Source organism: Prevotella sp. KH2C16 (assembly GCF_900113305.1).
Classification (GTDB): domain Bacteria; phylum Bacteroidota; class Bacteroidia; order Bacteroidales; family Bacteroidaceae; genus Prevotella.
The window spans coordinates 197,178-213,320 of record NZ_FOOW01000001.1; the positions used below are offsets into that span (position 1 = coordinate 197,178).

The window sequence follows — 16,143 nt, forward strand, 5'->3', positions numbered from 1 at the left end:
AGGAGAGTAAAAAGCCGTCTTTTACAAACACAAAAACCACAACGCTGAATATGAAGAAAATCCTTTTGTCAATCATACTGATAATCAATACATTATCTGCAAGCGCAACAGCCATCGGAACATGGAAGGCCTACATGGCCTATCAGGATATAACGGAGATTGAGAAAGGCGGAAACACGATGTATGTACTTGCCTCCAGTAACCTGTATTCTTATCATGAAAACGACCAGAGCATACAGACTTACGACAAAATAAACTTCCTCTCCGACAGTGAAATCACGCACATTGCATGGTGTCAGAGTGCCAAGCGGCTCGTGATTGTCTATCAAAACCAGAATATTGACTTGCTCGACCAGGAGGATAAAGTTACCAATATCTCTGAATTCTATAGCAAGCCGATGACCGAAGACAAGACCATCTACAGCATAGACATCGACGGCCAATATGCCTATATCAGCACGGGATTCGGAATCCTCAAGCTGAATGTCAGTAATGCTGAAATCTCAGACACCTATAACCTCGGCTTCCGCATAGACTACAGCTATACAGACGGAGGATATCTTTACGCAGCTTCCTCCACCAACGGCCTCTATCGTGGCAATCAAAACACTAATCTACTCGATAGAAATAATTGGAGCAGAGTAGGGAACTATATTGCAAAGACTAAAGATATAGATGCCGAGATGCTTAAAGTGGTAAAAAACTTAAACCCTGGAGGTCCTAAATATAACTATTTCGGATTCATGAAGTTTGCCAATAACCGCCTTTATACTTGTGGCGGAGGATACTATGTAACAAGCGACTTGAATCGTCCCGGCTGTATACAAGTGCTTTCCGACAATGATGAATGGACTATTTATGAAGACAATCTGAGACAGAAGACAGGAGTTTCCTATGTCGATCTTTCCTGTCTGGATGTGAATCCGAAGAATGAAAACCATGTCTTTGCAAGCGGTCGGACGGGAGTCTATGAATTCATGGATGGCAAATTCGTGAAACTCTGGAACAGCGAAAACAGTCCTCTCGAATCTGCCATCGCAACTGCCGACAAAGAATATATCCTCGTCTTGGGACTTGGATTTGATAAGGCCGGCAGTCTCTGGTGCCTGAACAGCCAAGCTCCGCAACAATCCTTACTGGAATATACAAACGAAGGAAAATGGATTTCGCATACCAAGGACGCCCTGATGAAACTGGGCGGGAAAAGCCTTGGAAAACTAACGAATATCTTTCACGACAGCCGAGGGCTCATATGGTTTGGCAACGACCATTGGACAGTACCGTCGCTCTATGCCTATCAGTCTTCAAGTGACAGGCTGAATGCCTACACGACATTCACAAACCAAGACGGACAAAGTGTCGGCGTATCCTCCGTTCAATGTATTGCGGAAGACAAAAACCATAATATCTGGATAGGAACCAGCGTCGGCCCACTCATGTTAGAACCGTCTGAGATTACCTCAGACAACTATCAATTCCAGCAGATAAAGGTTCCCCGTAATGATGGAACCAACTTTGCCGACTATCTCCTGGACGGGGTAAACATCTCGGCAATCGTAATCGATGAAGTCGGAAGAAAGTGGTTTGGCACCAAAGGCAACGGTATTTACCTGATTAGTGCGGACAATATGACCCAAATACAACACTTTACCACCGAAAACAGCAGGATTCTATCCAATAACATAGAATCAATGGCCATCAATCCAAAGACCGGCGAATTGTTCATCGGTACTGACAAAGGACTGTGCTCCTATATGACCGACGCATCAGTAACGAATGAAAACATGACCACGGAGAATGTCTATGCCTATCCTAATCCCGTAAGACCTGAATATACAGGCCCTATCACCATCGTAGGGCTCAGCTATGATGCCGATGTGAAGATTGTAACTTCAAACGGAGTACTTGTAAATGAAGGCAGGAGCAGCGGTGGAACCTACACTTGGAACGGGTGTGATCAGAAAGGAAAAAGGGTTGCCAGCGGTGTCTATATGGTTCAGACAGCCACCCAGACAGGAGATAAAGGAACGGTATGCAAGGTAGCTATCGTAAACTGATACTGTTATTTTTTCTATTCCTGCTTGCCGTTCTGGCAATCTTTGGATATACTCCGACGAACGACGGCATTGGATATATAGAGTATGCGGAAACATGTATCGAGGCTGGAGAACCTTATCCATGCCTCGGACTCATCAAAGGATATCCGTTTATCTGGAATATCGGCGTGATAAATCTCACGGCTTTATTCCTCAAGACATTCCACTCCATATATCCAATACTTGTCTTCTTCTGCCTCTTAAAGGCATTGACAGCCCTGCTGATAGCCAAAATCTCGGAACTCGTTTTTAATTCAAAGGTTGCCTTTGCAGCACTTATATTATATATCCTCTATCCTAACAACTGGGGTGAAGTTACCACCGTGAATTCTGAAACCCCGATGATATTCCTCATTTTACTCGCATTCTATATCATATTGAAGAATTCAGAGAATATCCGGTGGCTGTTTCTCGGAGGAATGCTCATGGCCCTGGCCAATTGGTTTCGCCCCATCGCCCTTATCTTCTTGGGATCATTGATGCTTTATTATATACTCTTTGAAAGAAAGAATATCCTCCGAAAAACTGTGGGAATCTTATCTGGATATATCCTTATCATCTTTCTTTTCGGCATAGAAAGCTATTCCAGGACCGGATATTTCATCTATCAGGCAGAGTCGTTATGGTTCAACATGGCTGAAGCCACTTATGAAACGAGCGTAAGACCGCATTATAACACCGAGATGTATCCCGTAGGAACGGTACGATATATCGACAACATGCACGACAAGACAGCCATTGAATGCAACCAGATTTGGAAAAAGAGAAGTCTGGAATGGCTCAAGAACAATAAACTCAACTATCTGAGTAAAGTGCCGGGAAGGCTGCTTTACATGTATTTCACCGACATAGACAATATGACTTTCCTCATAAAAGATAAGTCAAAGGCTGAAAACAATTATATCACCCTGCCTTACAGGAATATCATCCAGAGACTAAACGGCCTGAACTATGTTCAAACGGCGGCATTCATCTGTATGGTTTTGTATTACGCACTTCTGTTGTTCGCCCTATGGGGAACAATAAAGCTGCTTGCTCGAAAACGGTTCAAAAACGCCTTCCTGCCGCTTATCATCATCATTGGCGGTTCATTGGCCATCGTACTCGCTATTCACGGAGAGACACGCTTTAAGGCTCCTTTCATGCCGTTCATCTTCATGCTTGCCGCAACAAGTCTATCAGAGAAGTTGTCTTTGAAAACGAAGAGCCAACAAACCACAACTGATTGACACGAAAGAATTATGTTTTCCTCATCGCATTGTTTATCAACAACAATACATCTATATATTCTTTGTTTTTCTTTTTAAAATAAAAGATGGATATGATGATAGTGCGTGGAAAAGTGCAAAACTTTCTTTTAAAATATTTGGTATTTCAGTTATTAGACTCTTTTTTGGTTTTATTGACTGCTTCTTCTCATACTATAGTATTGGTAATGATAGGTTAAGAGTATTTATCCACAATTTTGTAATGATGGATAGAAGCCATAATATGACTTATTTTTATTTCTTTGAAATGGTGGAAAATACAAAATCTGCATGTGGAAATCTCGATGGATATTCACATCCGCATTTTCTTATCTTGTATATTGTGGATATATGATTAGTTTTCAACCGTATTTATTAGAGTTATCAACATAGTTTTTCACAGGTTTATGTCGTTATCCTATATGTTACAAGCGGCGTGTAATCCCATTACACACTATTTGTAACAGCATTACACACGGCTTGTAACTTGTAGACTTACTTCTTTTAGTTTGGCAACGGTGGTTGAAAAGAGAGGAAAATGGTGGTTATCGTTCTCTCAGAAAAGTAGGATTCAGGGAATCTGTGATAAAGGATTTGGAAATAGAAGTCCATTTATTGATTTAAAATAGTCGCTACTTTATCACAGATTTGCTCGGGAGCGATACTGTTCATGCAGGCATAGTCGCCTCGGAAACATGGCTTGTTTCCATAGATGGAGCAGGGACGGCAGTTCATATCCGTTTGTACCGCATTCTCACTTTTCTGGTTCCAGCCCATGAATCCGGCGTAAGGATGAGTGGCTCCCCAGACGCTGATGACGGGTGTATTCACCAAAGAGGCCAGGTGCATGTTGGCACTATCCATGGAAATCATGGCATCGAGATGACTCATCAACCGTATTTCGTTCTCCAATCCTCCAAGTATGGCAGATGCATTCATACATTGCTCATACTTTTCTGCCAACGAGTCGAGTATTTGTTTTTCCTCCTTTCCGCCTCCGAAGAGGAATATCTTTAACTTTGGAAACTTCTTTATAATCAGTTGGATAGCTTTTTCCATCCGCTCAATGGGATATATCTTTCCCTTGTGAGCGGCAAACGGGGCGATTCCCAGCCATTTATAATTCTCTTTCTTTTCACCTATAATGCCGTATAAATCGTCTATCTGTGCACCATCTTGCGGATAGATGGATGTGAATTCCGGCTTTATAGAGTAGCCAAGCTTGGTTATTACATCAATATAATTCTGGAATGAGGTGGGCTGTTGCACGAATACCTTATTATATTTACGCGCGAGAAGCCGCTTTCCGTGCCGGTGCTTGTTGATGTGGGCAACCTTATAGCCTCCCAGGAAAAACCTCAGTCGCAAGTATTTCGTACGCAAGACATCATGACAGTCGGCAACAGCGGTAAACTGTTTGGACACCAGTCGGCGGTAGAGCACATTGAGTCCGTGCAGTCCCTTGTAGTCTTTTTTCAAGTCAGCTTCCATGAATCCTACATTCGGAGCCAGGTTTTCGAAGAAGCATCGGGTAAAGGGACGACTGAGTACAGTAATGCGCATATCAGGGTATTGCCGTGCCAGCGATGCAACCACGGGAACGGTCATGGCTACATCACCCATTGCCGAGAATCGGATGATGAGTAAATGCTCTGTCTTCACCTGATGTCCTTACTTCTTCCCGTATAGGATTGGATTTGTAGACGGGTCGTTATACATCTTCATTTGTCGATATACCTTCATGTATTTGCGCCCTGCCTCAATGTCTTCCAACAGTTGATCGATGGCCGTGCCCAAGTCTTTCCGCTGTTCCAAGAGCACATTGAGCTTACCCTGACACTTCTCCCTATGCTCGGCGGAGGCATCTTCGCGGTCTACTTGATCCTTCATATGATAGATTTTTAGTGCCAGGATGCTCAGTCGGTCGATGGCCCATGCCGGGCTCTCGGTGTTAATCTGTGCTTCAGGAAGAATGTTTACCTCACTATATTTCTGACGGAAGAAAGAGTCAATCTGCTCTACCAGATCAGTTCTATCTTGGTTTGATCGGTCGATACGGCGCTTCAGAGCCAGCGCGTCAACGGGATCTATGTGCGGGTCTCGTATAATATCTTCAAGATGCCACTGCACAGTGTCTATCCAGCACTTTAGGTATAGGCGATTGTCTATCGACTCCCTGTCGTATGGATTGTTGATGTGAGTGTCTACATCGTTCTTGATGTGATAGTCGCGAATTACCTGATTGAAAATCAAATTACATCGTTCAGTGAAAGTCATAATATGCGAGTTGGTTTTAAAATTATTACACGACAAAGATAGTTGAAATAATAGAAAAAGCAAAATAAAACTCGACGATTTTTCAATTTGTCCCTAAATAATGGATAAAAAGACTGTATTTTTGGTTTAATCCTAACTTAAAAAAATGCACAGTTGCAATGGTTTGTGCAACTAAAAACGCTTTTTTTATTAAAAAATTTGTGCATTTGGTAATTTTTTCGTTCCTTTGCATCCAGATTTTTAGTTTGATTCCAATTCAGAAACTATTTATAAACATTTTAAAAGTTACAATTATGTCAGAAATTGAAAGCAAAGTAAAGGCTATTATCGTGGATAAACTTGGTGTTGATGAGGCTGAAGTTAAGCCAGAAGCAAGCTTCACAAATGATCTCGGTGCAGACTCTTTGGATACCGTAGAGCTTATTATGGAGTTTGAAAAAGAATTCGGTATTTCCATTCCAGACGATAAGGCTGAAACCATACAGACTGTTGGCGACGCTATCAACTATATTGCTGAGAACGCTAAATAAATGGAGTTAAAGAGAGTAGTCGTAACAGGACTTGGAGCCGTAACACCCTTGGGCAATTCACCGGAAGAAACATGGCAATCCATGTTGGCCGGTAAGAGCGGCGCAGCTCCTATTACACATTTCGATGCTTCCAAGTTCAAGACACAATTTGCCTGCGAGGTTAAAAACCTTGATGTGAACGATTGGATCGACCGCAAGGAGGCTCGCAAGCTCGACCATTACACCCAGTTGGCTATGATTAGTGCCATTCAGGGTGTAAAGGATAGTGGTATTGATTTGGAAACGGAAGACAAAAACCGCATTGGAGTAATCTATGGCGTGGGTATTGGCGGTATCCGTACATTCGAGGATGAGGTAACCTATTATGCGCAGCATATAGATGACGGACCGAAGTTCAGTCCGTTCTTCATTCCCAAGATGATTGCAGACATTGCCTCAGGGCATATCTCTATTCATTTCGGATTCCACGGACCTAACTTTACCACGACTAGTGCCTGTGCATCTTCAAGCAATGCACTCGCCGATGCCTTCAATCTTTTGAGATTGGGAAAAGCGAACATCATCGTTGCAGGTGGTGCCGAAAGTGCAATCTGTGCTTGTGGTGTAGGCGGTTTCAATGCGATGAAGGCTTTGTCTACTCGTAATGATGATCCGGAACATGCCTCTCGTCCGTTCAGCGCAAGCCGCGATGGATTTGTCATGGCTGAAGGAGCAGGCTGTATCATCCTTGAGGAGCTCGAGCATGCCAAAGCTCGTGGAGCTAAAATCTATGCAGAAATGGTAGGTGAAGGCGAGAGTGCCGATGCATATCATATCACGGCGTCTCATCCTGAAGGGCTTGGAGCCAAACTTGTTATGGAGGCTGCACTTGAAGATGCAGGCTTAAAGCCGGAGGATATCGACTATATCAATGTGCACGGCACTTCCACTCATGTGGGTGATATCAGCGAGGTGAAGGCTATTAAGGATGTATTTGGTGATGCAGCTTATAAACTGAACATCAGTTCTACAAAGTCAATGACAGGTCATCTTCTCGGTGCCGCCGGAGCCGTTGAGGCCATGGCGTGCATACTGAGCGTGAAGAACGACATCGTTCCTCCGACAATCAATCACGAAGAAGGCGATGAAGATCCTGAGATTGACTATAACTTGAACTTCACATTCAATAAGGCACAAAGGCGCGAAGTTCGTGCTGCCCTCAGCAATACCTTTGGTTTTGGCGGGCACAACGCATGCGTAGTATTCAAGAAATATGCTGAGTAATATAATCGACAGAATAAGGCTCCCTTTCCGCAAGGATAAGGAGCTTTATTTGTCTTTGTATCCCATTATCGGTTTCTATCCGCACGACATCAGTTACTATAAACTGGCGCTGATGCACAAAAGCGTCATGCGCCGTAATAAAAAAGGAAAACCCGTAAACAACGAGCGGCTTGAATTTCTCGGAGATGCCATTCTCGATGCTACTGTAGGAGACATTGTCTATCATCATTTTCCCGGTAAGAGGGAGGGATTCCTCACCAATACCCGGTCGAAGCTTGTGCAGCGTGATACACTCAACAAACTCGCGCAGGAGTTAGGGCTTAACCAGCTCATCCTTTCAAGCGGGCGCAGTTCCTCTCATAACAGCTATATGGGAGGAAACGCTTTTGAGGCATTGATAGGAGCCATCTATCTTGACCGTGGATATGATGCATGTATGCGATTTCTTAAGAATCGTATCCTGGCGCAGATGATCAACATTGACAAGGTGGCCTACAAGGAAGTAAACTTCAAGAGCAAGCTTATTGAATGGAGCCAGAAGAATCGCGTAAAGCTAGAATTCCGCATGCTCGATGAGAAATCCGACAAGGGCGGGTCACCGGTGTTTAGTTTTCAGGTGATTCTCGAAGGTGTGAAAGGTTGCTCTTCAAGTGGATACAGCAAGAAGGAGGCGCAGCAGCAAGCCTGCAAGCTTACCCTTGAGAAACTGAAGAAAGAGTCCCAATACATTGATGCGGTCTTTGCAGCCAAGGCCAACCGCACCAAGATGGAAGAAGAACCTGTGGAGCAAGTGCCTGATACGGAGGTTAAAGACGATTTCATCATTGCGCAAAGTGGAGAAAAACCAATTGAGGAAAAGCATGAAACGGTGTTTCAGGAACAAGTGTTTGATGAGCGTCAGAGTGCTGTGGACGAACGACATGAGGCTATTATAAATAATAGCTCCGCCAGTGATGATGATAATGAGTTCGATCTTAGCGATATTAGTGCCAAAGCACAGAGTCGTGAGGAAATCATTGCCGCCGCCGAGGCTGCTGCCTTCATCGAGGCGCAGTAAGGATATTTATTTTTGAATGGAATTAAGGCAGCCTTGACAAGAGGCTGCCTTTTGTGTCATAAGGAGTTATAAGAAGTAAATATCTGAGAGAAAAGAAACGGATAATCTTGTTTTTTCTTTTATTTTACATTATCTTTGTACCCAATGATAGATTCAGCGGTGCATAGAAAGTTCTCAGCCTGGATACTCCTTGGAGTATTCATGCCAATGCTCCTGCTGTCAGTATTCCATATTCATAAGATGGAAAAACCCGAAGATGTATGCTATGAGTGCATACACCATGTCCGCCATGCAGGCCATATCACCGCCACTACATTTTCGGTTAACCAGTGTGTGCTGTGTGAGTTCCTCGCACTTGTATACCTGGCTCCTGCAGCCATTATTCCCGTTGTCCTTACGCTGGGGCTCGGGGCTGTCCAGAACGACTTGGAGACTTGGTTTCCCTCTTGTCGGATAGCGATGAAGAGGCTTCGTGCGCCTCCCTATGGTTTATTTATTTAATGAACATAACATAAATAAACCAACTTTTAAAATTATCTACATGAACCGATTTTTTTCAATCCTGCTCATGGCATTCCTCTCTGTGGCTGCCATGGCAGATTCACAGTCCGACGCCGTTACGCTCAGTGGAAAGGTTACCGATATGGCGAGCGGAGAGCCACTCATCGGCGTTACGGTCTATTTCCCGGAGCTGGAGACCGGAACCACGACCGACGAGGAGGGACGATACTATATCATGAATCTTCCCCGGAAACAGATAGAGATACAGGTGAGCTATCTCGGTCATCAGACCATTGTTGAGGCCGTCGACCTCAGATATGTACGCACTAAGGATTTCACGATGAAGGAATCGAATGCCATGCTCCACGAGGTCGTGGTAACAGGACTTACGGGAAAGGCGCTTCTAAAGGATTCTCCCACGCCGATTTCCATCGTGGACACACGAGAATTGCACTCCGTATCATCCACGAACATCATCGACGCCCTAAGCCTGCAGCCCGGCGTTTCGCAGATTACTACGGGTGGAGGCATTTCAAAGCCTGTTATCCGCGGGCTTGGATTCAACCGCATCGTTGTCGTCAACGACGGCATCCGGCAGGAGGGAAACCAATGGGGTGCGGAGCACGGCATTGAAATCGATGCCGAGGGCATCTCATCGGCAGAGATTCTCAAGGGGCCGGCCTCGCTGATGTATGGCTCCGACGCCATGGCCGGCGTAGTAATCTTCCATGGCGAGCCTGTCATGGCGCACAACACCATGCAGGCTAATCTGTCGACGGAATACCAGACGAACAACGGACTCTTTGATTATTCACTCAATTTCAAGGGCAATCGCAGCGGCATCTTGTGGAGCGGGCGCTTCACCGACAAGATGGCACATGCCTACAAGAACCGTTCCGACCAGTATGTGCTCGGTTCCCAATTCCGCGAGCGCTCGGCCGAAGGCCTGTTGGGCATCACCCGCAACTGGGGGTTCAGCCATCTGGTGCTCAGCTATTATCATCTCACCCCGGGCATCGTGGAGGGAGAGCGCGGCTACAGCCATAGCTATGGGGCCCAGCTTCCGTTTCAGCAGGTGCATCATTATAAGGCCGTGAGTGATAATTCATTTTATCTGGGGGCCGGCACTCTGCGAGCCATTATTGCCTATCAGCAAAACCAGCGTCAGGAATATGAGGAGAGTTTTGCCGAGCCGGAGCTTGACTTCCGTCTGCATACCATTAACTACGATGTCAAGTACCTGTGGCCGGAACACGACGGGCTCAAGTTTGCCGCAGGCATCAACGGCATGTATCAGCGTTCGCTCAACAAGGGCGAGGAAGTGCTGATACCGGCTTATCAGCTCTTTGACATCGGAGGTTTCGCCACATCAAGCTACAAGACTGGGCGATGGAGCCTCAGTGGGGGATTGCGTTTTGACAATCGCCATCTGCACAGCTTTGCCCTCGAGAATGTCTTCCAGCCCGTCTCGCGCAATTTCACGGGCGTTACGGGAAGTCTGGGGGCGGTCTATGCCATTGCCGAGGGTATGCACGCACGGGTCAATCTCTCCCGCGGATTCCGGGCACCCAATCTCAGCGAGCTCGCCTCTAACGGCGTCCATGAGGGATCCGTGCAGTATGAGCTGGGAAACAAGGTCCTCGATCCGGAATACAGCTGGCAGTTAGACGCGGGCTTCGACTATACATCGCCCGTGCTCACGGTCCAACTGTCGCTCTTTGCCAATCGTATCGACAACTTCATCTTCCTCTCGCGGCTCGAGGGAGTGATTACCGAAGGCTATAAAACCTATCAGTATACTCAGGGCAATGCACGGTTGCTTGGAGGCGAGCTGAGTGTAGACCTGCATCCTGTGGAACTCCTCCACTGGCAGAATTCCTTCTCCTATGTGAACAGTATCCAGCTTCATCAGCCCGAGGAGTCTAAGTATCTGCCGTTTACACCGGCCCCGAAGCTCACATCGGAGCTTCGCTATGACCTGATTCGCCATGGCCGCACCCTCGGCAATACCTATGTCTCGATGAGCGTGGAGTGCAACCTCCGCCAGAACCATTTCTATGCCGCACAGGGCACGGAGACCGCTACGCCGTCATATACTCTCGTGAATCTTGCCGCGGGCACCGACATCCGCATCCGTGGCCGTAAGGCTGCCACCGTCTATCTCACGGCCGACAATATTTTCGATCGTGCCTATCAGAATCACCTTAACAGACTGAAGTATACCATGCTCAATCCGGAAAACGGCCGTATGGGCATCTTCAATATGGGTCGCAACATCGGGATAAAGTTTCTCGTGCCTGTCAACCTGTAGAGCCTTCTGGCCTGTGAGCGGTCATTTACCGTGAGGGCTGCCGAAAAGTTTTCGGCAGTTCCCGCCGATTTGCGGAGTGGGCCTGGCGCAGGCCGGTTGCTGTCCTATGGTTTAGAGATAGCTGTGAGGCATGCAGGAAGGGAGACTATGTATTTCCATTCATTACTTTCAATGGTTGTTTCAGCCGTTGAAACATCGTGTTTCGGCTGTTGAAACAAAGTGTTTCAGTCATTGAAACAATTATCGGGAGCCGTCAACACAGGGACTGGAGATAGAAAGATTCCGGGAAAATGCCGTTTTCCCGGAATCCTAAAACTGGTCAGTGCTCGTCGTCCCGACGAAATGTCTAACTTAAAAATACAAGTACCTGTTTCTGTCCATTGTGCTTGCAGGTTTCAGAGAAAGAGCCTAAACTGCTCTTCTGGTATATAGCTTACAGTGCTTTCAATCTATTTTAAGGTTGATTCCAGTTCTTTGAGAAGCTGATGCCTCTCACCTCTGATACATGTCCGGAGGTATCCATGGACAGAGGAATGAAGCTGGCAAACCATGTCTCATTCGGGAATACCCGCGGGCAATACAGCAGGATGGTGTTCTCGCCGGCCTTCAAGGGTATGCCGGCAGGTTTCCTCATCCAGAAGAGTTGCTCGTTGGTGTAGGGTATTTCGTTAAGCGCCGTGTGCCATGTATAGTCAAACGAGCGATATTTGCCCGGCTCATTCCAAGGCTCCGGAGGGAAAATTTCGTTTCCGTTCACGAAGAGCCTTCCCTGCGCTTCCCATTGTCCCTGATAGCCTATGCCGTCGGACATCCTGTTGGATCGTTCCGGAGTCTCGAATCCCACCCATGCGTAGACCACGGTGTCTTTAGGACTGAAGATGCGAGTCTTCATCCATGCGTCCATGGTGGGGAGTATTTCCACATGATGCTTCTGGGCCAAAGCCTTTATGTCTACCACGCCTCCCCATGCGTCCACCCACTTCATGGAGTCGATGCTGGTGCCCCTGCGCTCCGGGAGGCTCACCTCCCAGTGCTCATCGAGGCTGCCCACCCATCTTACATTCCAGTCTTTGAGGAACCTGTCGCGATGGTATGCCATCTTCTTTTCAAAGTCGTGCATCTCCTTCCAGAGGCTCGTCGACGGGCCGGGTATCAGGTCTTCTTCTGCCACGGACACTCCTTTGCCCCCTCTCCAGAACCTCTCGGAGAAGGGGAGCAGGGCCTCCGGCATGCCGTTGTGGGGAAAGGTCAGGCTTTTGTCCGCCACCCGCACATCATTCCATAGACACAGAATGCCTCCAAGGGCTTTACCGTCGGCCTTCTCAATGCCACAGGGAGTGTGCATGAAACACTTGTACAGGTTGAATATCGGGTTTCCTGTATTGAGATAGCCCATATACGAATCGATGTAGCGATGGGTGCATCCCGTCTTTTCGATGGCCTCTCCCACGGCAGCTCTCCATACCTGATAGATGACCTCACCGGAGCCTTCCAGCCCGGGATTCCATGCCAGGATTTCCCTGTTATTCTGCCTGGCCATCCGCTCGCAGAAGGCCATGAACTCGTCAGGGTGGGCTATCGTGATTTCGTCTGACCCGAAATGAATGTACGGGCAGAGCGACCGGGGAATCTCGGTAAAGAACTCCTTGACCAATGTCTCCAATACCTTCATACCCTCCTTGGATGCCATCGGGAATCCGAAGGCATTCGTGAAGTATTCGCTATGCCCCGGCATGTCGATTTCGGGAATGACGGTGATGCCCCGTTCCCTGGCATAGGCTATGACATCGCGTATCTCGTCGTAGGTATAATACTTGCCTTGGTCGCGGTCTTTTCTTTGGTATTTAGGATCGTTGAGCCGAGGAAACGCCTTGGATTCTATGCGCGAGGCAGGATTGTCGGTCAGATGCCAGTGAAAGACATTCAGCTTATAGAAGGAAAACAGGTCAAGCTCCTTTTTCAACTGTGCCACCGACCTGAAGTTTCTTCCCGTGTCGTGCATGAAGCCCCGGATAGGGAAGGCCGGATAGTCAACGATAGAAGTCTGTGGAGACATTCCCTTCTCATCTTCCAACTGCCTTAAGGTTACCTTGCCCCAGACCAGTCCTTGACGGTCCTTTGCCCGGATAACGGCCTTGTTTCCCTTAATCGTCAAGGAATATCCCTCTGCCGGGAGGTGGAGCGATTTGTCTATCCTGGCATCTATGCTCTTCACTCTTACCTTTCCTCCCAATGGCTTCTGGCTTACCGGCGACGGGATAAGGTTCTGACCGTTTATAGCCGGTGTAGCGAACAGCAGACACAAGCATAGGCATATCCGACATTTGTGCATCGCGCCTTTCATGTTTTTCTTCATATCAACTGTTTTTAAATTTATAAACGAATATTTCCCTTTAATCTTATATTTTCTGATGAGGAACCTACTAATATATCAAAGCTGCCCGGTTCCAAGACCCATTTGTGCAGGGTCGGATTATAATATTCGAAAGCCTCTTTGTGCAGGTTCATCTCGATGGATTTCGTTTCGCCGGGTTTCAGATACACCTTTTCAAAGTCCTTCAATTCCTTATAGGGTCTTTCCATTTTGCTTTCGGTGTCGTGTACATATAGTTCCACCACTTCGGCGCCATCCCTCTGGCCGGTATTGGCAATGTCCATGGTTACCTTTACACAGCCGTTTTCCTTGTCAATAACCTGAACCTTCAAGTTGGAATAGTTGAAATCCGTGTATGAGAGGCCATGCCCAAACGGGAACAGGGGCTTTACCCCGCGATGCTCATAGCCCCTATAGCCGACAAAGATTCCTTCACGATAGTAGACTTTCCGTTTCTTCCGCGTTTCATCATAGTTGCCATAGGCAGGAGAGTCTTTCCATTCCCTCTCTATGGTAAATGGTAGTTTGGCCGATGGATTTACCTTTCCAGACAAAATGTCGCCGAATGCGGTTCCGCCTTCCTGCCCGGGATAGAGCAGATGAATAACCGCTGCCACATGGTCTATCCAGGGTGTCATCCTAAGACCACCGCCTCCGTGAAGGGCAACGATAATGTTTGGGTTGGCCTTAGCCAGGGAATTAATCAACTCATCCTGCCCGTAGGGAAGCTCGAATTGACGGTCTGTCCCCTCAAATTCCAGGCTGGCATCGAGGCCGCCGCAGAATATGACATAGTCGGCCTTGGAAGCTATCCTGAGCGCTTCAGAGGTGTCTATTGAAGAAGCATAGTCCCATGCAAGGCGAATTTCTGCCGGATTGCAATTCTGGTTCCAGTATTCCAGTCTGACGGATATTCTCTCATTTCTTTTAGAAGCAATCCTTACATATCTGTTGGCAAACGACTGCGAGTTCCTCTCGTCAATGACAATCCTGCCACCGACGGTCAGTCGGTAGCCGCCTTGAGCATCCACGAAGAATATAATGGGATCGTCTTTTTCCGGAGTGATAAACCCATCCCACTGGACCTTATAGTTCTTTCCCAAGGCCTTGGCCTCGTTAGAGTCCTCTGCCCAATTGAAGTCTATGGCAGCATCCACTCTCTGAATGCTTGATTTAATCACTTTTTTAGGATTCTGTTCATCCAGCATGTAGTAAGTACCTGTAAGCCCACGACGGCCTTCTTGCGTCTGGAAAGAAGAGTGCTTGAACAAATTACGCTTATAGGCATTTGAGACACCTTCGTGATATAGGATTCTTGTGTTTGGAAAAGCACGGCGAATACCTTCCATATCATTAACTACATACCAGGGATTTACCTTAGAGCTTCCACCTCCGCCATAAGATACTCCCTTTACATCGTATACATTATCATCGGCAATATTCGGATTGGCGTTCGGGCCGATGACGGCAATTGTCTTTGGTGAAGCCAAAGGAAGTATGTTTTTTTCGTTCTTGAGGAGGATGATTCCTTCACATGCTTCTTGGTAAGCGGCTTTGTTTGCCTCCTCGTTAAATGTGGGAATCGATGTATCTTTCACCGTATTCCGGTCGAAGATACCCAACTCAAAACAGGGTCGGAAGATATGGGTTACCATAGAGTCAACCTGGCTTTCTTTTATTTTCCCGGCTTTTATGAGTGGCAGGAGTTTTTCCTTGTTTAAGTAATCAAATGTCCCCAATTCCATGTCCAATCCTGCTTCGACGGCCTCGTATGCAGCATGGGTGGCTCCCCAGTCTGACATGATTGTTCCTTTGAAGCCCCAGGAATCTCTAAGGATGTCTTTCATCAGATACCTGTTTTGGGCACAATAAATGCCGTTCACAAGATTGTATCCCATCATGATGGCTTTTACATCCGCTCTTTGGACTGCAGCCTTAAAAGGAGGAAAGTAAATTTCATGCAAGGTTCGTTCGTCTACCTCACTACTCACTTTATACCGGTCAAACTCCTGATCATTAGCGACAAAATGCTTGACGGTTGCGATTACTCCCCCTTGTTGTATGCCTTTAATAAGCGGTACTACCATTTCTGAGGCAAGATAAGGGTCTTCGCCCATGTACTCAAAATTCCTGGAGTCTTTTGACGATCGGTAGATATTCACCCCTGGGCCATAGAACACATTGATGCCTCTGGCGCGCCATTCCTTTGCATACAGACTCCCGATGTGATGAGCCAGGTTTCGATTCCATGAGGCGGCCAGGGCTAATTGGCATGGAAATGCGGTAGCCCGGCCTTTAAGTCCCCACGACGCAACTCCGGAAGGGCCGTCGGCCGTCTCAATGCGCGGAATGCCCAATCGTTCACATCCTCTATAGGAGAAACCACTTTCGAGAACATAGATTTTCTCTTCTAGTGTCATTTGCCTGACCAAGTCATAGATACGGTCTTTAGGATATAAAGTGGCATTATATATTTGAGCCTTCATA

At 46.8% G+C, this 16,143-nt stretch carries 11 protein-coding genes; 7 read left to right on the forward strand and 4 right to left on the reverse strand.

Annotation, left to right across the window (positions count from 1 at the left end; translation table 11 throughout):
- Nucleotides 1-50 precede the first annotated feature (50 nt).
- Nucleotides 51-2,057, forward strand: coding sequence for a type IX secretion system anionic LPS delivery protein PorZ (locus BM114_RS00755; RefSeq protein ID WP_255406374.1), 2,007 nt, complete (start codon nt 51-53; stop codon nt 2,055-2,057).
- A complete protein-coding gene (locus BM114_RS00760; RefSeq protein ID WP_092109716.1) occupies nt 2,033-3,325 on the forward strand; it encodes an ArnT family glycosyltransferase in 1,293 nt (430 codons plus the stop codon). The genes BM114_RS00755 and BM114_RS00760 overlap by 25 nt, the downstream gene beginning before the upstream one ends.
- 630 nt (nt 3,326-3,955) lie before the next feature.
- Here the strand turns inward: BM114_RS00760 and BM114_RS00765 are convergent.
- Nucleotides 3,956-5,005, reverse strand: coding sequence for a glycosyltransferase family 9 protein (locus BM114_RS00765; protein WP_092109161.1), 1,050 nt, complete (start codon nt 5,003-5,005; stop codon nt 3,956-3,958).
- A gap of 9 nt (nt 5,006-5,014) precedes the next feature.
- On the reverse strand, nt 5,015-5,620 hold the full coding sequence (locus BM114_RS00770) for a DUF4254 domain-containing protein (RefSeq protein ID WP_092109164.1): 606 nt from the start codon (nt 5,618-5,620) through the stop codon (nt 5,015-5,017).
- 293 nt (nt 5,621-5,913) lie between these two features.
- Between BM114_RS00770 and BM114_RS00775 the strand changes: the two genes are divergently transcribed.
- The 5 genes from BM114_RS00775 (at nt 5,914) to BM114_RS00795 (ending at nt 11,282) form a co-directional block, all read left to right on the forward strand.
- The gene (locus tag BM114_RS00775; protein ID WP_092109717.1) at nt 5,914-6,150 is read left to right on the forward strand and encodes an acyl carrier protein; all 237 of its coding nucleotides are present in this window, start codon (nt 5,914-5,916) and stop codon (nt 6,148-6,150) included.
- Nucleotides 6,151-7,413 (forward strand): beta-ketoacyl-ACP synthase II, encoded by a 1,263-nt coding sequence (gene fabF, locus BM114_RS00780; RefSeq protein ID WP_092109167.1) that lies wholly within the window; start codon nt 6,151-6,153, stop codon nt 7,411-7,413.
- Nucleotides 7,403-8,470 carry a ribonuclease III gene (rnc, locus tag BM114_RS00785; RefSeq protein WP_092109169.1) on the forward strand — a complete coding sequence of 356 codons (1,068 nt, stop codon included), beginning with the start codon at nt 7,403-7,405 and terminating at the stop codon, nt 8,468-8,470. Before fabF ends, rnc begins: the two co-directional genes overlap by 11 nt.
- 144 nt (nt 8,471-8,614) lie before the next feature.
- The gene (locus tag BM114_RS00790; protein WP_092109171.1) at nt 8,615-8,971 is read left to right on the forward strand and encodes a hypothetical protein; all 357 of its coding nucleotides are present in this window, start codon (nt 8,615-8,617) and stop codon (nt 8,969-8,971) included.
- 40 nt (nt 8,972-9,011) lie between these two features.
- On the forward strand, nt 9,012-11,282 hold the full coding sequence (locus BM114_RS00795; RefSeq protein WP_092109174.1) for a TonB-dependent receptor: 2,271 nt from the start codon (nt 9,012-9,014) through the stop codon (nt 11,280-11,282).
- A gap of 454 nt (nt 11,283-11,736) precedes the next feature.
- Here the strand turns inward: BM114_RS00795 and BM114_RS00800 are convergent, their stop codons facing one another.
- Nucleotides 11,737-13,638 carry a family 20 glycosylhydrolase gene (locus BM114_RS00800; protein WP_092109177.1) on the reverse strand — a complete coding sequence of 634 codons (1,902 nt, stop codon included), beginning with the start codon at nt 13,636-13,638 and terminating at the stop codon, nt 11,737-11,739.
- Between the two features lie 17 nt (nt 13,639-13,655).
- On the reverse strand, nt 13,656-16,142 hold the full coding sequence (locus tag BM114_RS00805) for a glycoside hydrolase family 3 C-terminal domain-containing protein (RefSeq protein ID WP_255406375.1): 2,487 nt from the start codon (nt 16,140-16,142) through the stop codon (nt 13,656-13,658).
- Nucleotide 16,143 lies beyond the last annotated feature (1 nt).